Below are 26,103 nucleotides of genomic sequence, written 5' to 3'. Positions count from 1 at the left end.
CACAGCATAAACAGTTATTTATCGTATTCCCATCGCTTTTCTACATAATATATTTGTAAGTATAATTGCCTATAGAAGCAAAACCATATGCATTATATTTCATATTCCCTTAGATTAATATTGGCTCTTATACAAAAAATTGGTCAAGATCGACTATTTTTACAAGATAGTCGTTTTTTGTAAAGATTGTCATGAAATCTCCTCCACCTTGCAAATACGCCATATTTAGTGAATTATGCTTTTTCACGATCGATATTATTGTTATCATAGCAACATTTCTAGTTTAAAGCTGTTGGTGTTGGGATACCATCCCATTTTGCATAATAAATTCATGGATAATGGGTCTCGTATTTTCTTCACATTTTAAGCTATAAAGAGCTCTTTTACTGTTTTCATATGGAACATATAATCAGATATATCACAGCAGCATTTTATTTTCCTAAATATCCTTAAACTCCTTCTTACATCTCAAAGGATAGAGATTTTCATTCGAATCAAGTCTGCAAACAATCCAGATTCTAAGGAATTTATCTTGATTTCCTAGTCATGTGATTCACTTAAACTAAAAGCTTTACAAACAAGTCTAAGAATATTCACCACGCACTAAGAAACACTTAATATTTAAGGAGGATGCCGTATATCACAGTCCTAAATGACAGTGTTTTACGGTACAACAAGATAATGCCACCAGTACAATAAATATCTTCCATAAATATGAGAACAGGAAATTGTAATTTCGTATAAGATTGGAATATGATATGAAAAGTAATGATACTGTATCTATCTTTATCTATCTTACATAGCTGCTAAAATAAGCAATCCGCAGCTGCTTTTAGTTGTATTGATAGCTTTTTAATCCTACTCATCCATGACTCGAAATATTCTGATAAGTTCATAAACTCATAAAATAATTAGCTCAGAATATCGTGCAAAAGATGCAAAAAATCAGAGTACTGTCTCTATTCAACTCATCAAATATTACGTACTGCACCTTTTGAAGCAGATGTAGTCATCGCTGCATAAGCTTTGAGAGCCTTTGAAACTTTACGCTGACGCTTCTCAATCGGTTGCCAAGCGCCTTTTCCTTTTGCTTCCATCTTAGCACGACGCTGCTTCATCTCAACGTCATCCACCAACATATGAATTCTACGATTTGGAATATCAATTTCTATGATATCCCCTTCTTCCACTAACGCAATTTCTCCTCCTTCCGCAGCTTCTGGAGAAATATGTCCTATCGAAAGCCCTGAACTTCCTCCTGAAAAACGTCCATCCGTAACAAGTGCACAAACCTTGCCTAATCCTTTAGATTTGAGATAACTCGTTGGATAAAGCATTTCTTGCATTCCAGGTCCACCACGTGGACCTTCATAACGGATTAAAACAATTTCACCTGTTTTAATCTTATCAGTTAATATAGCTGAAACAGCTGAATCTTGGCTTTCAAAAATTCTTGCCGGACCTTTAAAAGTTAAAATTGATTGATCAACGCCTGCTGTTTTTACAATACAGCCATCTTTTGCAAGATTTCCATAAAGAACTGCCAATCCTCCATCTTGTGAATATGCATGTTCTCTATTGCGAATCACACCTTTTTCACGATCAAGATCAAGGGTCTCATAGCGACAAGATTGGCTAAAAGCTGTTTGTGTCGGAATACCACCTGGAGCAGCACGATAAAATGCACGAACTGTTGGCTCATTAGTTTGCTTTACATCCCAGCGGTAAAGAGCTTCTTTCATTGTTTTTGCATGAACCGTATAAGTTGATGTATCAATGAGTCCCGCCGCATCCAGTTCGCCTAAAAGCCCCATAATACCACCAGCGCGATGAACATCTTCCATATGTACATTTGCAACAGCAGGAGCAACCTTACATAAAACAGGAACACGACGTGAAAGATGATCAATATCCGTCATGGTAAAATCCACCTCACCTTCTTGCGCCGCGGCTAAAAGATGCAGTACTGTATTGGTTGATCCCCCCATGGCAATATCAACGGTCATTGCATTTTCAAAAGCCTTGCGTGAAGCAATAGAGCGTGGCAAAACTGTTTCATCATCATTTTCATAATAACGCTTAACCAATGCAACAATCTGTTTTCCAGCTTCTTCGAAAAGCATCCGCCGATCTGCATGTGTTGCTAACATTGATCCATTTCCAGGAAGAGAAAGCCCCAATGCTTCCGTTAAGCAATTCATGGAGTTGGCCGTAAACATTCCTGAACAAGAACCACATGTAGGACAAGCTGCACGCTCCATTTCAGCAACTTCTTCTTCTGAATTTTGTTCTGAAGCTGCTGCGACCATGGCATCGACCAAATCAACCCTTAGATCTTGATCCTTCCATTTAATCTTACCTGCTTCCATAGGACCGCCAGAAACAAAGATTGTCGGAATATTCAACCGTAAAGCAGCCATTAACATACCAGGCGTAATTTTGTCACAATTAGAAATACAGACAAGTGCATCCGCACAATGTGCATTAACCATATACTCTACAGAATCAGCAATGATTTCACGTGAGGGCAAAGAATAGAGCATTCCATCGTGCCCCATCGCAATTCCATCATCTACAGCAATGGTATTAAATTCTTTCGCAACACCACCGGCAACAGCTATCTGTTGTGCGACTAATTGCCCAAGATCTTTTAAATGGACATGCCCTGGTACAAATTGTGTAAAAGAATTCGCAATCGCAATAATGGGTTTACCAAAATCAGTATCTTTCATCCCTGTTGCACGCCAAAGTCCGCGGGCTCCTGCCATATTACGCCCGTGGGTTGATATTCTTGAACGGTAAGAAGGCATTATTTTTTTCCCCTCAAATAATTCCATTTTGCTTGTTGTGCTGTAACTTCATTATAAAAACAAGAGCTTTAATATTCAAAAGAGCAAAATACCTCGTACTGAGGCATTTGAAGCACAAAATTAAAAGCCCTGTATAAACTTTTTCATAAAGCCTTTGTTTTTTTCTTACCTGTTAATCAACATCTAATCCCTGTGCAAGTCCACGTTTGAGACAAATATCAAAACGCTTCAGTGTGGAACGAACTGTTCCAGATTTTTGTATGCCAGATTTGGTCAGTATATTGCATCTATTTGTTTGCGTAATTTCTGGAACAAGAAGACAGCCTCATTTGGAAAGAATATAAAGGCATCGTGGTAAAAATCTATCATCTCCTTACAATTCAGCTTTACACCTTTCAAACGCATTCATAGAAATATCTTTTAAATAATTATGACGCATTATCTCATGCTTTTGTTTTTACACTCTTCAATAGAGCTACTCCCCTCAGGAAGAACAAAACACACCAAACAAAATACACTTGTATAGCCTTTATGTACTCATTTTAAAGAGACATCTTTCAATGTAACTCGAGCCCATTTCACGATAGCGCCCATGAATGGTATAACAGCCCTCGTGAATAATATAAATCTATAAGGGACATCTTCACACTTATGAAGAAGAAAACTGACACCATCATACATTTTTTCATCCCCATATTGTGAATGTCTTTGGTAATTGAGACAATTAAAAAGAGATATTTTTATTCCTTTCTTCAAGTGTTTTTATCCACATGGCTCTCCCTGCTTATGACATCAAGCAAGTGACTTTAATTGTTTCAATATAAGAAGATCTCAAATGAGAGAACCTTATGATATTCGGGACTCTCATTCCAGTTGTAAAAAATTAATTATGAATATAAATCAATACTTAATCTCATTATAACCCACATTACACCCTTTACGAAAAAACAGATAGAATTTATAAAAGAGTACAGCTTTTTCTCGTAAGGTAATCTAGTGCAGAGTTACAATTTGTAGTTCATGCTCATTGGCTCCAGCAAGAGCGATAGAACGCTCATCGGATAAAATGATAGGATAACCTGTTTCACCAAAGAGAGCCCATATCGTAATGCCTGGGGTCATCGGTGGAAGATCTGGAAAGTTTTTAGCCAGATCATCTGTACAAACTTTTTTTAAATAGGCAATCTGTCCCGCATCAGAGTAGGATGTGTTCTGAAACGACAAGTTTTGTTTATGTTCTCCCATTTCACTGTTCCTTTACGCCTTAACTTTTATGACTCACCACTACTGACTTTAATTGGAATCTGTTTTATTTCTTTTTTTAATTTTGGTTGATACAGATTAATTGATAAAAGACCATTTTTCAACTCCGCATTTGTAACATGCATCCCTTCCGCGAGAACAAAGGTTCGCTGGAATTGTCGCGCAGCTATACCGCGATATAAATATTGATGATTTTGGTTGTCTGTTTGTTTACCATGAATAACCAATTGATTATCATCAAGCAAAATATTAAGATGGTTAATCTTAAATCCAGCAACAGCCAAAGTTATCCGGATATGATTTGCATCATCATTTTTATGCAAACGTTCAATGTTATAGGCTGGGTAAGCCTCATCAGCTTTACCGATACGTTGCAATATTTTTTCTACGGTTTCAAACCCTAAAAGAAAGGGATTGGAGAAAGGCGTCACATGTGTCATTCATGAGTATCCTCTTTAAAACGGCTTTACTTGACCACACTCTATAAAAGTGTTCGCTGCATTTCTCTCATATGGCGAGCGTGAATGATAACTTCAAGAGAGAAGATTTAAGAGAGTTCAATGCCTCAACGTACCATAAAATTGTCAAAAGTGCGAAATTTATCTGGTATATTATATAATGAAAATGAAATTGCAGAAATATTTCGCCGTTTTTCTGTGCAACGCCCAGCGCCTAAGAGTGATCTTATCTATACAAATATTTTTACGCTTTTAGTTGCCGTTGTGCTTTCGGCTCAAGCGACAGATGTAAGCGTTAATAAAGCGACAAAAGAATTATTTCGTCTTGCTGATCAACCGGAAAAAATGGTTGCATTAGGAGAAGAAGAAATAGCATATCATATCCGTTCAATTGGTCTTTGGCGTGCAAAAGCACGTAATGTTTATGCGCTTTGCAACTATTTAATTGATTATTATGGCGGTCAAGTACCCGATACGCGTGAAGCACTCATGGCCCTTCCTGGAGTAGGGCGCAAAACGGCTAATGTGGTCTTGAATGTTGCTTTTGGTCAACCTACATTGGCAGTAGATACACATATTTTTCGCTTAAGCAATCGTCTTGGTTTAGCGCCTGGCAAAACACCAGAAATTGTTGAGAAAAAATTATTAAAGATTATACCGGTTCATTATATTCGCCATGCACATCATTGGCTGATTTTACATGGTCGCTATATTTGTCAAGCCCGTAAACCACAATGTACGCAATGCATTATTGCCGATTTATGTAAAGCAGCCATCAAAACAAATGCAATTCCAGCACCTTTAGTTGAGCTTCAAGGCAATGGAGCGCCGATTTTTTTGTAATACGGTCTTGCAATTTTGTGTATACTAGCTTATGAAAACGTCTTTAAGAGCCGCCCGGCAGGGCATGCCGTGGCTGTTTAAATGCTTGTTCAAGCGTTGGTCCGCTTGAGTGAATAAATTTTTTGATTGAATAAATTAATGTACGGAGTAGCAAAATGCCCAAGATGAAGACCAAATCATCCGCTAAAAAGCGGTTTAAAATCACTGCGTCAGGCAAAATTAAAGTAGCAGCTGCCGGTAAGCGCCACGGCATGATTAAGCGTTCGAATAAATTTATTCGCGATGCACGTGGAACAATGGTTTTGTGTGAACAAGATGCTAAAAAAGTCATTCAGCATTATTTGCCGAATGGTATTTAAACCTTACGCTTTTGATTTTGAGGAGATTATAATATGGCTCGTGTGAAAAGAGGTGTGACAGCACACGCTAAGCACAAAAAAGTTCTTAAACAGGCTGAAGGTTTTTACGGTCGTCGTAAAAATACCATTCGTGCAGCTAAAGCAGCGGTTGATCGTTCAAAGCAATACGCTTATCGTGATCGCAAAAATAGAAAACGTACTTTCCGTGCTTTGTGGATTCAGAGGATTAATGCGGCTGTTCGTGCAGAAGGTTTAACTTATGGACGTTTTATTGATGGCTTATCAAAAGCTGGTATTGAAGTTGATCGTAAAGTTCTTTCAGATATAGCAATCCACGAGGCGGAAGCATTTTCTGCTTTAGTAGCTTCGGCAAAAAAAGCTTTAGAATATTTAAAAGATACGACACCTAATGCTTTCGAAGGCGCTGTCAAATAAGCCAGTCGTGTTCTCTTAAAGCATTCATTTATTTGAGGTCCCGTGCTGGCTATTGCAAGTGCGGGTTTTTCTTTATTAAAAAATAGGCAAAAATATGAATGATATTGAGCGTCTGGAACAAGAAATTTGTTTAGCCTTAGAGGCAGCAGGTGATGAAAAAGCTCTTGAAGAAGTGCGTATTGCAGCATTGGGTAAAAAAGGTAGTATCTCTGAAAAATTAAAAGAATTAGGAAAAATGGATGCTGGCGAGCGTCATAAAGTTGGACCAGTTCTTAATGGATTAAAAAATCGTATTTTAGAATTATGGGCGCAAAAGCGTGATCTTCTGAAAAGACAGGCAATGGATGCCCGTCTTTCTCGTGAAACAGTTGATGTTACCTTGCCTATTCGCTCTTCACCTATAGAACGGGGACGCATTCATCCTATTTCACAAGTGATTGAGGAAATTATTGCCATTTATACGAAGTTGGGTTTTTCTCTTGCAGAGGGACCTGATATTGAAACAGACTATTATAATTTTACGGCATTGAATTTTCCTGAAGGGCATCCAGCACGCGAAATGCATGATACCTTCTTTTTTGATGTTGATAAAATGGGAGAACGAAAATTATTGCGGACCCATACATCACCTGTACAAATTCGCACACTAGAAAGACAAAAAGCACCGATACGGATCATTATTCCTGGAAAAACTTACCGCATGGATTCGGATGCAACACATTCTCCCATGTTCCATCAGGTAGAAGGTCTTGTCATCGATAAAACCTCCACCATTGCCCATATGATGTGGCTACATGAAACCTTTTGTAAAGAATTTTTTGAAGTTCCCTCTGTAAAAATGCGTTTTCGTCCCTCTTTTTTCCCTTTTACCGAGCCATCTATGGAAGTGGATATTCAATGTGATCGTTCTGGTTCAGACGTAAAGTTCGGAGAAGGGCAGGATTGGTTGGAAATTTTAGGATGCGGAATGGTGCACCCTCATGTGTTGAAAAATGTTGGCTTAGATCCCGATGAATATCAAGGCTTTGCATGGGGAATGGGCATTGATCGTATTGCCATGTTGAAATACGGTATGCCTGATTTGCGGGCTTTTTTTGATGCTGATCTGCGTTGGTTAGACCACTATGGCTTTCGTTTCTTTGATATGCCTGCTTTTTTTCCTAATAGATAATGTGTGATCTTAGTCATCGCTTTCATGTGAGGTTTTAAAATGAAATTTACATTGTCGTGGTTAAAAGATCACTTAGAGACAAATGCATCTTTGGATGAAATTTGTGAGAAACTAACAGCTATCGGTCTTGAAGTTGACTCCGTTGATGATCGATCTTCTTTAAAAGGTTTTGTGATTGCAAAAGTTTTAACAGCAATAAAGCATCCTGATGCAGATAAACTCCAGATTCTGTCCGTCAATACAGGGACTTCCACACCTGTTCAAGTTGTCTGTGGAGCACCAAATGCGCGTGCAGGTCTTATTGGTGTTCTGGCACTACCAGGTACTTATATTCCAGGACTTGATGTAACATTATCTGTAGGAAAAATCCGTGGTGTTGAAAGTTTTGGGATGATGTGTTCACAAGCAGAGCTTGAATTATCGAATGAGCATGATGGGATTATTGAACTTCCAGAAGATAGTCCTATTGGAGGTTCATTTGCAGCTTATGCTGGTTTAGATGATCCGGTCATTGATATTGGTTTGACCCCTAATCGTTCCGATTGCACAGGTGTTCGTGGTATTGCCCGTGATCTTGCCGCTACAGGAATCGGACAATTAAAAGAATTGTCTTTACCAAAATTTGAGCCTTCCTTTGAAACACCTCTCAATGTCTCATTAGATTTTTCGCAAGATTCATCATTATGTTTAGGTTTTGCTTGGCGTGAAGTACGCAATGTTCAAAATGGCGAATCACCCCAGTGGATGCAACAGCGTTTGAATGCAATTGGTTTGAGACCGATTAATGCGCTTGTTGATATGACCAATTACATCAGTTTTGACCTTGGTCGTCCACTCCATGTTTTTGATGCAGATAAAATTAAAGGTAATTTGTGTGTACGTTGTGCGCGTGAGGGAGAACAGCTTCAAGCACTGAACGGAAAAATCTATCATTTGGGCGCTAAGAATTGTGTCATTGCAGATGACGAGGGAGTTGTTTCGATTGCCGGTATCATGGGCGGAGAAAGAACGAGTTGTGATGAAACAACACATCGCGTTATTATTGAATCGGCGCTTTGGGATGCGCAAAGCATTGCACAAACAGGAAGAGCATTAGGTCTTATCAGTGATGCACGTTATCGATTTGAACGAGGTGTTGATCCGGCTTTTATAGAAACAGGGCTTGAGATTGCAACAGAATTGGTCTTGCATCTTTGTGGTGGTGAAGTATCTAAGAAGAGGATCGTTGGCTATCAGCAACAAGAAATCAAACAGATCGCTTTTCCTTTTTCTGAAATTAAACGTTTAACAAATTTGGAAATAGAGCCTGAAAAAATCATCTCTATTTTAACAAAACTTGGATTTTTTGTTGAAGGAAAAGGAGATGTCGTTACGGTAAAAGTACCATCATGGCGCCCTGATATTATGGGTAAAGCCGATTTGGTGGAAGAGATCATGAGAATTTATGGGTTAGATAAAATTAAACCTATTCCTTTGGAAAACTTCGTAGAAGAAAAAGATCAGATTGTAACATGCGCACAAATTCGTTCACGTGCTACACGTTTGGCTTTAGTGCAACGCGGTATGAAAGAAGCGGTAACATGGTCTTTTATTTCTGAAAATCAAGCTCTTGCTTTTGGAGGAGGTCAAGAAGAGCTTAAATTGGTTAATCCTATTGCTGCTGATATGTCAATGATGCGTCCTTCCCTTTTACCTGGTTTGATTATGGCGGCACAAAGAAATGCTGATCGTGGTTTTTCCGATCTTGCTTTGTTTGAAGTTTCCAGTATTTATGAGGGTGACACCCCTGATAAACAACACCGTGTTGTTAGTGGGATTCGTCGCGGAACAGAGCAATTTAAAGGTGCTGGGCGCTTTTGGAATGGAAATGCAACCGTCGTTGATGTTTTTGATGCCAAAGCAGATGCTTTAGCTATTTTAGAAGCATGTGATATGGATATTGGGAAAGTGCAGATTGAAGTTGGAGCACCAGATTGGTATCATCCTGGTCGTTCAGGTGTCATAAAACTTGGATCAAAGATTATTCTTGGTTTTTTTGGTGTTTTTCATCCTGCTACATTAGAAAAGTTAGATGTCAGTGGACCTTTATGCGGCTTTGAAATTTTTCTAGACCGAATTCCAGAATCAAAGAAAAAAACGACCAAAAGCCGTCCTCCTTTGAAACTCTCACCTTTTCAAATGGTGCGGCGTGATTTTGCCTTTATAGCGGATAAAACTGTTGCCTCTTCTCTTATTATTCGGGCGGCAAGTGGAGCCGATAAAAAACTTATTCATTCAGTGCAAGTTTTTGATGTTTTCGAAGATTTAAGCTTTGGTGAAGATAAAAAATCTGTTGCAATTGAAGTAACTATTCAGCCCATAGAACGGACTCTAACGGATGAAGATTTAGAAAAGCTTGCCTCAAAGATCGTGGATAATGTTACCAAAATGACAGGTGCATATTTACGCTACTGAGTATTCTCATTTTTTATGAGATATTTTACATGAAGTGGGAGCATCTTTGAGTGCTCCCTTTTTGTTTGGCATTCAAGAGCTATAGAACTTCTTGAAAGGGGACCTCCTTACCAAAACAAGCTGCTTAAATCATCAATTTTTTCAATATGAAAAAACTGTTTTTAAACATTTTGAAAAGTTATTTTTCTCTTAATCCTTCATTGCAAATGTAAAAGATAACTGCTATTGCTAAATGATAATGCAAATTATTTGCAATAAAAAGAAGGCATATAAAGGAAAGAGAGAATCAATGAACGTAAGAACGTTTTTCACCATAGTTTTTGGAAGTATTATTTTTTTTACACCCAATTTTGCTTTGTGTGCTGGTAAATTTAAAGCTGTTACGACATTCACTATCATTGCTGATATGGCACGCAATGTAGCAGGTGATGCCGCTGATGTTGAATCCATTACAAAACCAGGTGCGGAAATTCATGAATACCAACCCACCCCACGCGATCTTATGCGTGCTCAGGGAGCTAACCTTGTATTGTGGAATGGTTTAGAGTTAGAGCTTTGGTTTGAAAAGTTTTTTCAAAATATCAAGGATGTTCCAAGTGTTGTTGTTTCAAAAGGTATTGTACCCATTAAAATTGGTGAGGGCCCCTTTAGCGGTAAACCTAATCCTCATGCGTGGATGTCACCGACCTCTGCTTTGATTTACGTTGATAATATTCGCGATGCTTTTGTAAAATATGATCCTGAACATGCTGAAATTTATAAACAGAATGCTGAAATTTATAAACAGAAAATTCGTGCAACGATTGATCCAATTAGGGCTGAATTAGAAGCTGTACCGCAAGACAAACGTTGGCTTGTGACAAGTGAGGGGGCTTTTAGCTATTTGGCGCGTGATTTTGATCTAAAAGAACTTTATTTATGGCCCATCAATGCTGACCAACAAGGAACACCACAGCAGGTCAAGCATGTTATTGATATGGTTCGCAAATACAATATTCATGCAGTTTTTTCTGAAAGCACTATTTCCCCTGCGCCTGCTAAGCAGGTTGCCAGAGAAACAGGGGCTAAATACGGTGGTGTTCTTTATGTTGATTCTTTAAGTGAGAAAAATGGTGAGGTACCCACTTATATTGATTTATTACGTGTCACGAGTGGGCGTATTAGCAATGCTTTAGTAGAGGGAGTAAAAAGCCAATGACGGAATGTGGAATATTTGCCCAAGGAGTAACGGTAACATATCGTAATGGACATACAGCTTTACGCGAAGTGAATTTTGAAAGTCCAAAGGGTTCTATTACGGCATTGGTTGGTGTTAATGGATCCGGTAAGTCAACGTTATTTAAAGCGATTATGGGGTTTGTACGCCCCTCAAAGGGAAAAATTCGCATGTTTGATTTACCTGTTGATATAGCTTTGAAAAAAAACCTCATTGCTTATGTTCCTCAAAGTGAAGATGTTGATTGGAATTTTCCTGTCTTGGTCGAAGATGTTGTATTGATGGGGCGGTATGGTCATATGAATTTCTTTCGCTATGCCCGTACACAAGATTATGAAGCCGTTCGTATTGCCTTAGAACGCGTTGATATGTTGGCTTTTGCCAAGCGCCAAATTGGAGAACTTTCTGGTGGACAGAAAAAGCGTGTTTTCCTAGCGCGCGCTCTTGCACAGAAAGCAAAAGCTATTTTATTAGATGAGCCGTTTACAGGGGTTGATGTTACAACAGAAGATAAAATCATTGCTTTGTTACAAGATCTTCGTAAAGAAGGAGCAGTGATCTTGGTTTCAACTCACAATTTGGGTTCTGTTCGCGAATTTTGTGATCATACAGTTTTAATAAAAGGGACCGTTTTAGCTTCTGGGTTAACAGAAAAAATCTTTACAAAGGAAAATCTGGAGAAAACTTTTGGAGGGTCTTTGCACCACCATATTTTTGATCTTCAAACCACAAAAAAAAATGATGTTTTCATGGGAAGAAAGCAGTCTGCCGTTTGTGAAGATATTGAAAGAGTGGAGCACGTTGCATGATTTCTTGGTTGCTTGAGCCACTGAGCTATCAATATATGGTGAATGCAATGTGGGTTTCTGGATTAGTTGGGTGTGTTTGTGCCTTTCTTTCGGCTTTTTTGATGTTAAAAGGTTGGTCATTGATTGGTGATGCACTTTCCCATTCGATTGTTCCTGGTGTAGCAGGAGCTTACCTTTTAGGGTTACCTTTTTCACTTGGCGCTTTTTTTTCTGGTGGTCTTGCAGCAGCAGCAATGCTCTTTTTTAACCACCGGACAAAACTTAAAGAAGATACCATTATTGGGCTCATTTTTTCTTCCTTTTTTGCCTTTGGGTTGTTTCTCAAATCATTAAAACCAATGGCTGTTAATATTGATACGATTGTTTTGGGAAATATTTTAGCAGTTAGTTCAACAGATATTCTACAATTGGCTTTTATCGGCTTTGTTTCGTTGCTTATATTGCTTTTGAAATGGAAAGATCTTCTTGTTTCGTTATTTGATGAGACGCATGCGCATGCCATTGGATTAAACGTAAAATTTTTAAAGATTCTCTTTTTCACATTGCTTGCCGCTTGTACCGTTGCTGCGATGCAAACCGTTGGAGCGTTCTTAGTCATTTGTCTTGTTGTGACACCTGGGGCAACGGCCTATCTTTTAAGTGATCGTTTCGTGAACATCTTGGTTATTGCAGTTGTAATTGGAACCTTCACAAGTATCTTGGGTGTTTATGTGAGTTATTTTTTGAATGCACAAACGGGGGGGGTTGTTGTGCTTTTTCAAGCATCTTTATTTGTTTTAGCTTTTATTTTTGCTCCTAAACATGGGTTTATTGCCGCGCGCTTACGCATAAATGCAGCAAAAAAGGGTGTAATATTATCATGATTGATCAATTACTGCTTCCGTTTCAGTTTTCTTTTATGCTTAAGGGTATGCTTATTGTCATGATTCTTTCTATTCCCATGGCGATGCTTTCCTGTTTTCTTATTTTGAAAGGATGGGCGCTGTTAGGCGATGCCATTTCTCATGCAGTTTTTCCAGGTGTTGTTGTTGGTTATATGACAACACCATGGGTAATCGCATTTTTAACTTCTTTGCCATTTGCTTGGTTTCAGCATATGCGTCCAGAGAATATTACAATGACTTTGATTACTTGCGGTGCTTTTGTTGCAGGAATGGTGTGTGCACTATTAACGGGTTTTTTAGGGAGCAATAGCCGTATCAAACAGGATACGGTGATGGGCGTGGTCTTTTCTTCAATGTTTGGTTTAGGGCTTGTTTTAGCCACGTCTATTTATAGTAGCTTAGATTTGAATCATATTCTATTTGGTAATCTCTTGGGTGTTAACTGGCTTGATATAACGCAGACGGCAATCATTTCTGCTGTTGTCACTTTTATTTTAGCAGCAAAATGGCGCGACTTTATGCTGTATATTTTTGACACAGTTCAAGGACGTGCAATGGGGTTACCAATATCTCTACTCCACTATACCCTTCTAACGATGATTTCTCTTACAATTGTTGCAGCTTTGAAAGCTGTCGGTATCGTGCTCGTTATTTCTTTACTGATAGCACCAGGAGCAATTGCCTATCTTGTCACAAAGCGGTTTTCTTTTATGTTAATGATCGCGATACTTGTTGCAGCTTTTTCTGGTTTTTTAGGGATTTATCTCAGCTTATTTATCGGCTCTGATTCTGCTTCCACAATTGTGTTGATCTTGACGTTGATTTTTATGGCTATTTTCATGATGATTTTCTTTCGTCGAAACACAGTTCAAGAAACTTGAAAGTGTTAAAATTCATGCATATCAGCCATGCATTTTTATATATTGTTTCTCATTTTTATTTTAATTAGAGTCTGGGGTGCTAGGTTGTTTTTCCTCCTAATATCTAGCAGATGAGTGCAGTACATTTTCTCCCCCCCAACACTGCATTCTTAATTAAGAGGCTGCATTGATTTCTTCTGCAGCCTTTTTATTTTTTTGTTTTTCTAAAATCTCTCCTCTTTTCTTGAAATCATTTAAAATGATTATCATATTGTGTAAGCTATTCGGTATTTTCAAGGAACTTATAACAGCAAAGACACTTACGCATGAAGGGGTAGAGCGTAATTGTGCACTCAGACATGTAAACAGAAAAAAACAGATACAATGTTTTTGTATAGGGTTTTGCGTAGAGGAAAATAGTACGAGAGAATGAAAAAAGATTCGAAGATATCGCACCCTTTACGTATCTGCTATTATATAGCAGGGTGGGCGATGGTTATATTAGGTATTATCGGTGTCGTATTACCTATTATGCCAACGGTGCCTTTTTTATTGGTTGCCTCATGGTGTTTTACGCGTTCTTCTCCACGTTTTCATCAATGGTTGAATAATCATCGTATTTTTGGTCCCCCTATTAAGCGATGGGAAGAAAAAAAAGCAATCTCTCCATTCGTTAAAGTTTTTGCAATGATGAGTATGACAGGAGGATTTTTATCCTTTTTCGTAATGCTACACCCTCCTTTATGGATTTCCTTACTTGTTGCGGTTATATTATTGCTGATTGCCATTTATATTGTAACACGTCCATCTTCTTAATGATAAAAAAGGCTTTATGAGATACTCTTTTTAGCTTCGACTTATTTGTAAAAACTATGAGGACTTTTAAGTTTTGAATATAAGCTCTCCATATCCAAAATACATATGAAATAGCAAGCTTTTTGAGCGCAATTAATTAATAATATGTTTGTGAAATAATTTTTATGAACAAAGAAGATTGTTTACGAATACTCAAAATGTTCTCACTTGGTAAACAATGATAAATCACATTCATGGAAGAGAGTCATTATTTTTGTAAAGCATGTTTGTATGAATCTCTATATATACATCATTGAAAAGTCATTGATATGATAGACATTTCGTTTGTTTTCATATCTCTTAATGAGGATATAATACAAAGCTTACTAAATACCCTCATTTTTATACTTATACAGTTAAGAAGCCGGTCTATTATATCAATCTTTAAGGTTACATCTGTTCTTAACTTAAGAATAATTCATAAGAAACAACAGAATTTTTCAAATGGTTTATACATACACGCATTCTTATTATAATATGCGAATAAATAATTTCTCTGTCTTGATATAAAGCTTATTCGAAATAAAAATATTATTGCATTCTCTGTTTTTTAATGAAGTCATGCCCCTCACGTAAAACAAAAGGTCTCCCAAATCATGTTATTTACACATTTATTTTAATGAAACATTTCTCAACGCTTTACTCATTTCATAATAGCAGACCATACATGGATAAAGTAAAATCTCCTGTAAAGTGTATAAAATCTATTTGAGCACCATCATCCTTGCCTTGCAAAATGCATACCGATAGTCACCATGCTATTTATCATCCTCCAATGTTGCCTTAGTAATTTCTAATGTTGCAATTGTAGCTTGTCATCTGGTTTTGTATATTTTGACACTAGATTTTGTACCAATTTATTTTTTTCAAAGAGTTTTAAAGGTGTTCTCAAAGGGTTTTGAAAGCCTTTTCTCATTTTTACTATGGAAACGCACTTTTTTCTGATTTTCGGTAATTTTTGTAATTTTAGGTGTCAAAATCTATTTTGATAAAACGCGCATTTAATGGTAAAAATTGTACATAAAACAACAAATTACCACGTATTCCTACTTAATCCCGCCTCTTTCCACTTAGTATAAAACCTACTGTCAAACTACAACAATAACTCTTAAAACTTGAAAACCTTCATATATGCAAGGGGATTAGTGTGCTTGATTTAACAGGATTGAAATGAGAAAAACTTATGATACTCGCGCACGCTCATTCAACATGCAAAATGATAGTATCTTGTTATGCTGTATAACACTGTTATTTATGACAAATGATATAAGGAAGCCTCCTTGGCTAAACTTCCCTAGCGCGTTAAGTATTTTTTTAATGCGTAGTGAATATTTTTAAGTCTTATCTATCGCGCCTTATGTAAGTGAAGCGTATGCGTTGATAGACTAAGTAGAATCTGCTCAAAAAACAGCCGAACTATTTCAGACCAGCAAAGGTTAAGAATCCTCATCCTTAGGGCAGAACAAAAATCAATCTTATAAACAATATGTTGAGGCAATATACTTGTTTAAAGAGCCGAAAACTACGTCTTTATAGGTCTAGCAATTCGCTTTGTATTACCAAAAAAATTGATATAACGTTGTACTTCTTTTGAATCACCGATCGTTTTTTCAGGATTATCTGAAAGTTTCACGGCTGGTCGACCATTGGCATAGGTCACCTTACAAACAAGGGAAAGAGCATCAAGAGTTTCGATTTCCTGAGGTGCACAGCCTGTAAAGTCATTGGTAAGATCCGTGCCCCACCCAAAACTCATGCGCACTTTACCATGGAAATGATGATAGGTTTTTTCAATTGTATTGACATCAAGAGCATCAGAAAAAATTAGAAGTTTTTTGCATGGATCTTTTCCTTTTTCTTTCCACCATTGAATAATACGTTCGCCACCTTCAATAGGGGGCGCACTATCGGGTCTGAAACCCGTCCAATCAGCTACCCAATCTGGTGCATTGCGTAAAAATGCTTCTGTACCAAAGGTATCAGGTAAAACAATGAGAAGATTTCCACCATAATAACGGTTCCAATCCTGCAAGACTTGATACGGAGCTCTGCGTAATTCATCATCGTTATTGCTGAGAGCCGCAATAACCATGGGCAATTCGTGTGCATTGGTTCCAAGAGCTTCTAAATCCGTATCCATGGCAAGAAGAACATTAGAAGTTCCAGTAAAAGAATTACCAATCCCTTCTTTTAATGCTTCCACACACCAGCGCTGCCATAAAAAAGAATGGCGGCGCCTTGTCCCAAAGTCAGATATTTTAATATCAGGCAATTTTTTGAGACGTTCAACTTTACTCCACATTTTTGCTTTAGCACGCGCATAAAGTACATCAAGAGCAAAACGATCTAGTTTTTTGAGAGCAGCACGTGAACGTAATTCACTTATAATAGCAAGGGCTGGAATTTCCCACATAGAGCTATGAGCCCACGAACCATAAAAATGAAGAATATACTGGCCATCTTTACGGGTTAGTTCATATTCTGGGAGTTGAAAATTCTCAAGCCACTGAAGAAAATCCGGTTCAAAAATTTGTTTGCGTCCATAAAATGTATTACCAGCAAGCCAAATCATTTCTTTTTTTGTAAAGTGCAAACTAAGAGCATGATCAAGTTGAGCACGTAATTCACTCTCATCAATATCATCGGCAAGACGTATTGTTTTAGAGCGATTTATGAGGGAAAAAGTAACATCAACATTAGGATATAACCCCCAAATCATCTGCACCATAAGAAGCTTATAAAAATCCGTATCGAGAAGTGAACGAATAATGGGATCAAGTTTCCAAGTATGATTGTAAACACGTCTAGCAATATCCGGATGATTCATAACCTTTTTCTTTCAGTTTCATAAAATCTAAAATATTATGCACCAACACGGCTAATATAGGCGGTGCAATATAACAACTCTACAGTTTTGGGCAAGAATAAAAAAGTCTGCTCTCTTTTTTCATCTTTCATCTTTAATATTTGACAATACGTATAATTTCATGCTGACCTGTTTTTTGTAACTTTATCCCTGTATGAAATTCGGTATATTCTTTGCTATTAACATAGAGCATATTTTTAGGTCCCCATTTTACTTTAATGCTATAAACGGCATCATAAAACTTCATTGTTGCTTCATATTTTGGCCAAATAGAGGGTAAATGTGGCTGCAAAAACAAGAGGTCTCCCTGACGCTGTATTCCAAGAATAGCTTGTGTTGCGGCGCGATAAAACCAACCGGCTGAACCTGTATACCAAGTCCAACCGCCTTGACCACATCGTGGTTCAACAGCATAAATATCTGCGGCCATCACATAAGGTTCAACACGATAAATTTCAGGATCTTGTCCGTGGGTAATTGGGTTTATCATAGAAAATAAAGCATAAGCTTTATCGTTTTGTTCCATTTCAGCCAACGCAAAAATACTCCAAATGGCACCATGCGTGTATTGACCACCATTTTCTCGAATTCCTGGAGGATAACCTTTTATGTAACCAGGCTCGAGCGTACTTTTATCAAAAGGCGGCCAAAAAAGGCGAATGAGTCCACCTTTTTTATCATAGAGATGTTCCAGCATTGATGTCATTGCTTGTTTTTGGCGCTCAAGCGATGCCATTTGAGAAATGACAGCCCAAGATTGAGCAATGGTATCAATTTGACATTCATCATTGACTTTAGAGCCCAGAGGCGTTCCATCATCAAAATAACCACGTCGATACCAAGCACCATCCCAACCATTTTTCTCTAGGGATTTTGTTAAATGTTCAAGGTACGTACTCCATATTTGCATATGGCTATTGTCACCACGTTTTTTGGCTAAAGAGATAAATGCTTGTAATGTGTGCCCAAGAAACCATCCTAACCAAATGCTTTCGCCTTTTCCTTCCACACCGACCAAATTCATGCCATCATTCCAATCCCCACCTAAAATAAGAGGGAGACCATGTGGTCCGCAGCGTTTAATGGCAAGGTCTAAAGCTAAAGCACAATGTTCATAAACTGTTGCAACCTTTGAGGATTGGGTGGGTTGAAAATAAGCATCCTGTTGCCCACTTTTGAGAACATCACCTTCAATAAAAGGAATCAGCGTATCAAGAAAGGCATTATCGCCAGTGGTATTGACATAAAGAGCTGTTGCATATGCAAGCCAAACGATATCATCAGAAATGTATGTACGAACACCAGCATTTGTGTCAGGCAACCACCAATGTTGCACATCACCTTCAAGAAATTGGTGCGCTGCTGCATTTAACAATTGTTCACGTGCTAATTGTGGTTCCAGCAATAACAAAGACAGGCTATCTTGTAACTGGTCACGAAAACCAAATGCACCACTAGCTTGGTAAAAGCCTGCGCGTGCCATGATGCGGCATGAGTAGATTTGATAAGGAAGCCAATGGTTGACCATAAGATTAAAAGAAGCGTCAGGTGTTTTGACTTGGAAAGGAGAAACAAAATCACTCCATTGCTGTTTTTGTTTTGTGAGCTGAATTTCAAAATCACTTGCACGCACTTGATTAAGTAATTTTTCAGCTTCTTGCCTATTTTCAGTACTGCCAAGATAGAAGATGATTTCTTTTGTTTGCCCTGGTTGAAGATCAATATCATAGGCGAATGCTGAACAAGGATCACATCCTGCTTCAATGGTATTCGAAAGAGCACCGGCTTTACGGATCGCATTTGGACGTGTTACGGTTCCCGTTGCACCAATAAATTCAGCGCGATTGGTCGTAGTGCTGGTTGGCATTTCGGATGCTGATAAAAATGTAACTTGTTGAGATTTCTCGATGTGATAGGGATTTTGAATAAAATGTGCACCCCATCTGGCCTCATAAGAGGAAACAATAAAGGGGGCATATTTTGTACGGATATTTCCCAAAACCCATTCAACATAATTATAAAGGCGTAAACTACGTGGTTTTTTCCCTTCATTCGTAAGGATAAGACGTGAAAAGCGAATAGGTTTTTCGGGATCAAGTGTATGAGTCAGTTCTAATGCGATTTCTGAATGTGTTGATTTAAAAGTTGAGAATCCAAACCCATGACAAGCCTCATAGACAATATTTTCGTCACATTCAACAGTAGAAACGGGTGAGAAACGTTTTAAAGACTGGCGATCAACCAGATAAAGAGCTTCTCCTGGCCGGTTAGACGTTGGATCATTCGCCCAAGGAGTTAGTTGATAATCGCGGCTATTGTTAGCCCAAGTAAAAATTGCACCTTCAGCAGAGACATGAAAACCAAATCTGTGATTAGCAATGACATTAATCCACGGATGTGGTGTGGTGGTACATCCATGAAGACGTATTACATAATGATTGTGCTGATTAAAACCACCGTAACCATTCCAATATCTTAGATCTTCTCCATTTGGGAGAAAAGAGGATGGTTTTTGTTGGCTAATAAGACCAATGGAAGAAAAAAGATTTTGTTCAGTTTGTGTTGTAAATTGCTGTCCTTCGTTATATCTTGGCAAGTCTAATTGATCATAAGATTCTTGATAATTTTTACGAATTGTGAGATTAAAATCATTCTCATCAAGTCGTTTAAGTTGTTCAGATAAAGAGCCATTTTGGGCATCAAGAACGATGCGTGCTGATGCAAGAAGCGTTTTAAAACTCTGTTCACTCATTTGATCGCGTCGAAGCATGAAAATATGTTGGCGTTCATCTGCTTTTTGCGTGTGGTGATAATAAGTTTCACAGACCCACTCGAGAGCGCGTTGTGTATTTTGTATATAGGAAAATGTTTGTTCATTAAGAATGACCAAATCAACAATGAGTCCGCGCATACACCAATATTCGTGTGCTTTAAGGAGCTCGCGCAGTACGGTTATATTTCCCTCGTTATTTAATCTAAGAAGACAGAGTGGATTGTCTCCTGAGATAGACATGGGCCAAAGATCAGACTGTTTTCCTAGCGTTTTTGCTAATATTTCAGAAGGAAGACGCCACGTTCTTTCTGGATAGATAAGCGGTGTTGCATATTTTTGATAGATAATAGCTTCTTTAAGCTGGGTTCCGCTCTGATACAGTGCGACTTGTGAGCGCGTCCATGCCATTGAAAGTTCTTTTTGAAACATATCAGGTTGTCGATAATGTTTAATATGATTATTTAGCGCTTCTTTTGTATGAGCAGCAAAGGTCCAAAAAATAAGTTCTGCTTTTTCATGGGCTGAAATTTTTATACGGCATCGCAATGACATAACAGGATCAAGAACACAACCTTGACTGTTACTGAAACGAGCATTTTGGTCAAATGCAGCGGGCCGATGAATGGATCGCCCCCGACCAATAAACAGAGAGCGATCTGTTTCAGCTTCTGTCTCTTGGAGAATATCTGTTTTACTAGAAACAAAATGGGCAACATAGACTTCAGGATCATTAGGCGAGCGTTTGCGCCTTTTGGCAAAAATTGTTTTACCTTCTTCAGCAATTTCTGTCTCTATAAACATACGGGAAAAAACAGGATGAACTTGGTCTGTATCCATCGTGGCAAGCGCTAATTCACCATAAGAAGTCACTTCAATGAATCGGTCTTTATTTGTCGTATTCATCAATTGAATACGTCTCCCTTCGCCACATCCTTCAGATGTAATAAGACATTCAAGTGTTGATTTAATACCATCAACCATTTTTGTATATTCAGCCTTTTCATCTGTAAAAATGCTGACAGCTTCTTCTTCAATAACACGTGTTGGCTCACCAGTAACAGACCACCACCGTCCACTATGCGTGTCACGCAAGAAGAATAAAGTACCTTGTTGATCTTCTGTTGCATCAGGAATAAAGCGCGTAATCGCATAATCGTGCCAACGGCTGTAACCAGAACCATTCGCTGTTAACATGGTAGAATAAAAGCCATTAGACAAAAGTAAAGTCACTCGTGGTTTGAGTAACGGGTTTGTAATAATGCGCAAAGGGGCTGCATCAAATGCTTGAGACTTATTGCGCATACGATTAACAGCTTTGGTATGAATAATAGGAATGAGATGAGGCGCTCTTTCCTGTAAGAGCAATTGTGTTGCCTCAATAACGGGATCACGGTGAAAACGATCACGCATTCGCCCTTGAAAAATAACATTGTTAAGAGCAAGGATAGACATGCCATGATGGTGCGCATAATAATTGCGTACAACGGCGCATTTTTCCCCTGTTTTCACGCGTGAAGGGGTAAAATCAACAGAGTCATAATAACCATATGTTCCTAAAGCTCCAAGATCACGAAGTCGTTTTAAATTAGCGACAGCGCAAGCAGGAGCATATTGTGCCGCTAGAAGGCTGGCATAGGGAGCAATGACAGCATTGCGTGAAAGACCACGTTGGAGTCCGAGGTTTGGAACACCAAAATGAGCGTATTGGTAATTCATTAAATGATCGCGAGCATTAAATGCGGCTTCTGAAATACCCCATGGCAATTCCCGTTTATGGGCATATTGTATTTGACAACGAATAATCAATCGATTTGTTTGATCTAGGAGAGACCCTAAAGGTTCATGCATTATGAGAGATGGCATAAGATATTCGAACATTGATCCAGACCATGATAGGAGTGCACCTTTCCCACCTATGGGTACGAGAAGTCGACCAAGACGAAACCAATGTTTAAGTTTTATATCTCCTTTTGCGATGGCAAAAAAGCTTGCAAGACGTGCTTCTGAAGCAAGCAGGTCATAACAATTTTCATCGAGTTTGTTTTCTTGAACACGATATCCAATGGATAAGAGATGCCGTTTAGGCTGTTCTAAAAAATCAAATTTCATATCAAAGGCTATTTGCCGTGCCACTATAGCCAGCCTGTTTAGTTTTTTACGTAATTTTTCAGTATCACAATGAGCAGTCGCATCATGATGATAAGCGTTACAGGTGTCGATAAGGCATTTAGCCCAAGAAAGTGCACGAGCAGATTCTATCGTTTGAATTTTGTGGTCAAGTTCACCGACTAAGTGCACAATATCGTGGGCTGCAAGTGAAAGATCTATGACGTGAGAAGGGATCGTATTTTCTTGTTCTATAAAAGTGAAGACAGAATCATGAAAACGAGTGATGTTTTCTTCGATTTTTTGGCGTAAAGAGCGTAAACTGGGTTGATGATCTGGAATTTCTCTGACAGTTTCTTCAAGAATAGCAAGAACATCCGATAAGCCTTCTCGATCACTTTGAAAAAAAAGAGGCGGTTTTTCAGCCCATTCACTTAACGCAGAAGAGAGTGTTACCAAATGACCGGCAAGATTTCCCGAATCAACGGTTGATACATAAATAGGCAAAAGAGGCCTAAGTGTATCCGTTTCATACCAATTATAGAGATGACCACGGAACTTTTCCATTTTTGTAAGAGAGCGTAATGTACATTCAATACGGGTGATGGTCTCTTCAAAACCAATCCAGCCAAAATCACGTGCTGCAATAATAGAAAGGAGATAAACGCCAATATTCGTAGGCGATGTACGTTGAGCAACAAGAGGTTCAGGATCTTCTTGAAAATTATCGGGAGGCAAATAGTTGTTTTGTTCGTTGACAAAGGTTGCATAATAAAGCCATGTCCGCCGTGCAATAGAGCGGAGTTTTTTTTCATCTTTTGAAGAAAGATAAAGGCTATCTTGAAAGGTTGAAGGTTGACTCACAATCCAAGCAATAAAGGGTGAAAAAAACCATGCTATCCCAAAAGGTAAAGCAACCAAACTTGCAAAACTATCAGAAAAAAGAGGGAGTGCTATAGTAAGAACACCGATAAGCGATGCTGGTGCCATTGTAAAAACATAGAAACGCAAACTATTGGGCATTGATTTTGTTGCGGCAGAAGTTTTCCATTCAAGAAGATGCTGTTTTGAAATCGTCATACGATAGAGTGTACGAATAATCGCATCGGTCATAAAATACGCCGAATGAGCAAGAAACGTCGTTTTAAGAAATATATCAGCGCTTGTAAGAGCAATTTTGTTCCCAATTAATTGAAAATGTCCACGCAAAGAATGATCTATATTAGATGAGACAAGCGTTTTTAATACACATAGAATGGGTGAAATGAAGGAGCTAAACAACAAGAATATTTGCCAGACGATTGCACTCTTTAAAGACAAAAAAGCCCATCCTGCAAATGCTGCGATTAACCACATAAGTGGAGTGAGAGAACGACGTAAATTATCCTGCATTTTCCAACGCGTCACGAAACTTATTTGACGGTAGGAAAAAAGATAAGGCAAAAGCTGCCAATCACCGCGGACCCAACGATGATAACGCATAACATCAATATTGTAAGCGGTTGGATAGTCTTCAATGACTTCTATGCTACTTACCAGAGCAGTACGAGCATAACCTCCCTCTAAGAGATCATGGCTAAGAATAGTATTTTCTTTAATTTTGCCATCAAGCGCTTGTTCAAATGCATCAATATTATAAAGACCTTTACCGATAAAGGTGCCTTCTCCTAAAAGATCTTGATAAGTATCAGAAACAGCAAAAACATAAGGATCAATGCCACGGTTGATAGAAAAAACCCGTTGGAGAATTGATGTTTTTTTTCCTGTTGTAAGAGAAGGAATAATGCGTGGTTGTAAAATGCTATAGCCCTTTACAACCTTTCCACTTTGTGGATCAAAAACGGGATGATTGAGTGGATGGTTAAGCTTTCCAACAAGTTTCGCGACGCTCTCTGGAGTAAGACGTGTATCACAATCCAGCGTCATAACAAAACGGCAATCCATAGGAAGATGTGGATTGGGAGGATAAAAGCTTGTATTTTTATCGCCTCTTAAGAGCCGATTAAGTTCATGAAGTTTTCCTCGCTTTCGTTCCCATCCCATCCAACATTTTTCGCTTGCATTATAAAGGCGTCGGCGATGTAAAAGGAAAAAAAGCGGAAGTTCATCACGATGATAACGACTATTGAGTTTATCAATACTCTTTTGCGCATAGTGCAATAAATCAAGATCATCTTGCGTTTCTCTCAATGGAGCATCCACCCAATCTGTAATGAGCGCAAAATGAATGGCACCTTTAGGATTGGAAAGATAGTGCACTTCAAGATTGCGCACTTGTTCATCAACATTAGCGCGTGATGTCATCAAAGTAGGTACAACAACCATTGTCCGTGCATGTTTTGGAATACCTTCTTTATATTCATAACCAATGAGTTGTTTTGATGGGACAAACCACGAAACAACAGTGTTAAATAAAGCAAAAGAAGCATCAATAGCAGGAAAAAGCGCCAATACAGTAAAGCAAAAAGACATCCATTGTGTCATGCCAGATATTTGTAAAAGGGCGTAAATTACCAGCAAAAGAGAAAGCGTCAGAAAAGAGACAGGAAGGGCGATGACTCTCAATTTTGAGCAACAGGAAGCGCGTGTCCATTTTATGAGAAAGGGCGGAATATACCCACAAGCCTTTTCAAATATGCCACGACCATCATCAACAAGGTACCACCCCACACAAGAATGATGAGGCATATCTTTAGAAGTGGAATTTGCCATTTCTACAACTTTATGTGCAACTTCCAGTTCACTAAGAGGCGAAAAGCGTGAAACTTTTTCAATGACTTGTCGATAAATATTGCGTGAGTGAGCATCAATTTCAGAAAAATCACTATTTTTACGCAAAATAGAATCGACACAACTCACTGTTTCAAACCATGCTATCCAATCAACATCATCTATAGCTTTAAGAGCACGGATAATATTTCCCATGGTCACACCATCTGCTGCTTGTCGGGTATGTTCATCAGCTGTTGCAATCTCTAAGCTACTGCCTTGGCTTTTCAATTGCTTTTCAAGCCAAGTTAATGCTACGGTTGAATCGACAGATGCACTGCGCAGGCGATAGAATAAATGTGCTGAAAAAGTTGGATTAACAGTAAATGGTTTATACTGCGTAAAAAGAGAGTGTAGATTTGTTTTATTTTCTACAAGAGAAATTTTATCAGCTACTTGACTAGCAAGATGGCGCATATGTCGCGCTTTTTCGATACGTACTGAAAGACGACGGACATTTTCAATGAGCAGCATTTGCATAACTGAAGGAAGAGCCCACAATTCACCAATTGTGAGCGCACAAATTTCTTGAAATCCGTTGGTCATAGCAGTGAGTGTTTCTTGTGAAAAGCTGCTATCGGTATGCGCAATATAAAGCCAAGTTAAAGCAAAAATTCGTGGTATTCCCGCTTTGTGTGTAGAAAGAGGAAGTTGCTTTATGAAGGACTTGGGTAGATTACGACGTAGCTTTTGTATGGTTTTATCAATGGTGTAATGATTATCAATGAGCCATTGAGCAGAAGGTGCGATGGTTTCATCATTTCGGGCAGCAAAATCACTGGTATGAAAGGCATGAAGAATAAGTTTAGCATTTTCATTCAATCTCTTGCGAAAATCTTCTACTCCTTCATATTCAGGGAGTAAAATTTCTTTACCAGAAGCTATATCATGCCCTAAGTTATAAAGATCTTCCTGTACCTTATAAATTGCACGAAGAGGAAAATCCGTATTAATAAAATGGTCTTTTTTCTCTTTTTGAGAAAAAAAGCACTTTATGAAAGGTCTTATGCACGTCATAATGTCCCATTGTTATTCAATTACATCGTTTTTTATTTAAATTTTAAGCATTTTATCTGAATAGTGAACCGTTGTTAGACAAAAAACAAACTTTTTGTTTTTATTTGCAAGCATTTATAATTTTTGTTTCAATAATTTAAAAATAAGCAGACAAT

At 38.3% G+C, this 26,103-nt stretch carries 15 protein-coding genes; 10 read left to right on the top strand and 5 right to left on the bottom strand.

Annotated features, from left to right (window positions below):
• Nucleotides 1–971: 971 nt before the first annotated feature.
• The 3 genes from ilvD to ACFILH_RS06705 all read right to left on the bottom strand — a co-directional run bounded on the left by ilvD (nucleotide 972) and on the right by ACFILH_RS06705 (nucleotide 4,513).
• Nucleotides 972–2,810, bottom strand: coding sequence for a dihydroxy-acid dehydratase (gene ilvD, locus ACFILH_RS06715; protein WP_273790257.1), 1,839 nt, complete (start codon nucleotides 2,808–2,810; stop codon nucleotides 972–974).
• A gap of 993 nt (nucleotides 2,811–3,803) precedes the next feature.
• Nucleotides 3,804–4,055 (bottom strand): DUF1150 domain-containing protein, encoded by a 252-nt coding sequence (locus ACFILH_RS06710; protein WP_012754519.1) that lies wholly within the window; start codon nucleotides 4,053–4,055, stop codon nucleotides 3,804–3,806.
• Nucleotides 4,056–4,081: 26 nt separating this feature from the next.
• On the bottom strand, nucleotides 4,082–4,513 hold the full coding sequence (locus tag ACFILH_RS06705; protein ID WP_012754518.1) for an Hsp20 family protein: 432 nt from the start codon (nucleotides 4,511–4,513) through the stop codon (nucleotides 4,082–4,084).
• Nucleotides 4,514–4,633: 120 nt separating this feature from the next.
• Here ACFILH_RS06705 and nth point away from each other — a divergent pair, with 120 nt between their 5' ends.
• The 10 genes from nth to ACFILH_RS06655 all read left to right on the top strand — a co-directional run bounded on the left by nth (nucleotide 4,634) and on the right by ACFILH_RS06655 (nucleotide 14,378).
• Nucleotides 4,634–5,374 carry an endonuclease III gene (gene nth / locus ACFILH_RS06700; RefSeq protein WP_375667553.1) on the top strand — a complete coding sequence of 247 codons (741 nt, stop codon included), beginning with the start codon at nucleotides 4,634–4,636 and terminating at the stop codon, nucleotides 5,372–5,374.
• A gap of 155 nt (nucleotides 5,375–5,529) precedes the next feature.
• Nucleotides 5,530–5,733, top strand: a complete 204-nt coding sequence (gene rpmI / locus ACFILH_RS06695; RefSeq protein WP_183193590.1) for a 50S ribosomal protein L35 — start codon at nucleotides 5,530–5,532, stop codon at nucleotides 5,731–5,733.
• Nucleotides 5,734–5,766: 33 nt separating this feature from the next.
• Nucleotides 5,767–6,168 (top strand): 50S ribosomal protein L20, encoded by a 402-nt coding sequence (rplT, locus tag ACFILH_RS06690; protein ID WP_012754515.1) that lies wholly within the window; start codon nucleotides 5,767–5,769, stop codon nucleotides 6,166–6,168.
• A 94-nt stretch (nucleotides 6,169–6,262) separates the two neighbouring features.
• On the top strand, nucleotides 6,263–7,339 hold the full coding sequence (gene pheS / locus ACFILH_RS06685) for a phenylalanine--tRNA ligase subunit alpha (protein WP_375630537.1): 1,077 nt from the start codon (nucleotides 6,263–6,265) through the stop codon (nucleotides 7,337–7,339).
• Between the two features lie 39 nt (nucleotides 7,340–7,378).
• Nucleotides 7,379–9,793, top strand: a complete 2,415-nt coding sequence (pheT, locus tag ACFILH_RS06680; protein WP_375657967.1) for a phenylalanine--tRNA ligase subunit beta — start codon at nucleotides 7,379–7,381, stop codon at nucleotides 9,791–9,793.
• A 289-nt stretch (nucleotides 9,794–10,082) separates the two neighbouring features.
• Nucleotides 10,083–10,991, top strand: coding sequence for a metal ABC transporter substrate-binding protein (locus ACFILH_RS06675; protein ID WP_375667552.1), 909 nt, complete (start codon nucleotides 10,083–10,085; stop codon nucleotides 10,989–10,991).
• Complete coding sequence (locus tag ACFILH_RS06670) at nucleotides 10,988–11,818, top strand: manganese/iron ABC transporter ATP-binding protein (protein WP_273790252.1); 831 nt, start codon at nucleotides 10,988–10,990, stop codon at nucleotides 11,816–11,818. The genes ACFILH_RS06675 and ACFILH_RS06670 overlap by 4 nt, the downstream gene beginning before the upstream one ends.
• A complete protein-coding gene (locus ACFILH_RS06665; RefSeq protein ID WP_273790251.1) occupies nucleotides 11,815–12,681 on the top strand; it encodes a metal ABC transporter permease in 867 nt (288 codons plus the stop codon). Before ACFILH_RS06670 ends, ACFILH_RS06665 begins: the two co-directional genes overlap by 4 nt.
• Nucleotides 12,678–13,583 carry a metal ABC transporter permease gene (locus ACFILH_RS06660; RefSeq protein WP_273790250.1) on the top strand — a complete coding sequence of 302 codons (906 nt, stop codon included), beginning with the start codon at nucleotides 12,678–12,680 and terminating at the stop codon, nucleotides 13,581–13,583. The genes ACFILH_RS06665 and ACFILH_RS06660 overlap by 4 nt, the downstream gene beginning before the upstream one ends.
• A gap of 408 nt (nucleotides 13,584–13,991) precedes the next feature.
• Entirely contained in the window at nucleotides 13,992–14,378 is a 387-nt protein-coding gene (locus tag ACFILH_RS06655) for a YbaN family protein (protein ID WP_273790249.1), read from the top strand.
• A gap of 1,561 nt (nucleotides 14,379–15,939) precedes the next feature.
• Here the strand turns inward: ACFILH_RS06655 and pncB are convergent.
• Both pncB and ACFILH_RS06645 read right to left on the bottom strand, forming a co-directional pair.
• The gene (pncB, locus tag ACFILH_RS06650; RefSeq protein ID WP_273790248.1) at nucleotides 15,940–17,244 is read right to left on the bottom strand and encodes a nicotinate phosphoribosyltransferase; all 1,305 of its coding nucleotides are present in this window, start codon (nucleotides 17,242–17,244) and stop codon (nucleotides 15,940–15,942) included.
• A gap of 133 nt (nucleotides 17,245–17,377) precedes the next feature.
• Nucleotides 17,378–25,948 (bottom strand): GH36-type glycosyl hydrolase domain-containing protein, encoded by an 8,571-nt coding sequence (locus ACFILH_RS06645; protein ID WP_375667550.1) that lies wholly within the window; start codon nucleotides 25,946–25,948, stop codon nucleotides 17,378–17,380.
• Nucleotides 25,949–26,103 lie beyond the last annotated feature (155 nt).

The sequence above is a fragment of the Bartonella sp. CL435QHHD genome (assembly GCF_042195095.1).
In the GTDB taxonomy this organism is placed as follows: Bacteria; Pseudomonadota; Alphaproteobacteria; order Rhizobiales; family Rhizobiaceae; genus Bartonella.
Note: the sequence above shows the minus strand (reverse complement) of the source record. Positions and strands in the feature narration are given on the sequence as shown.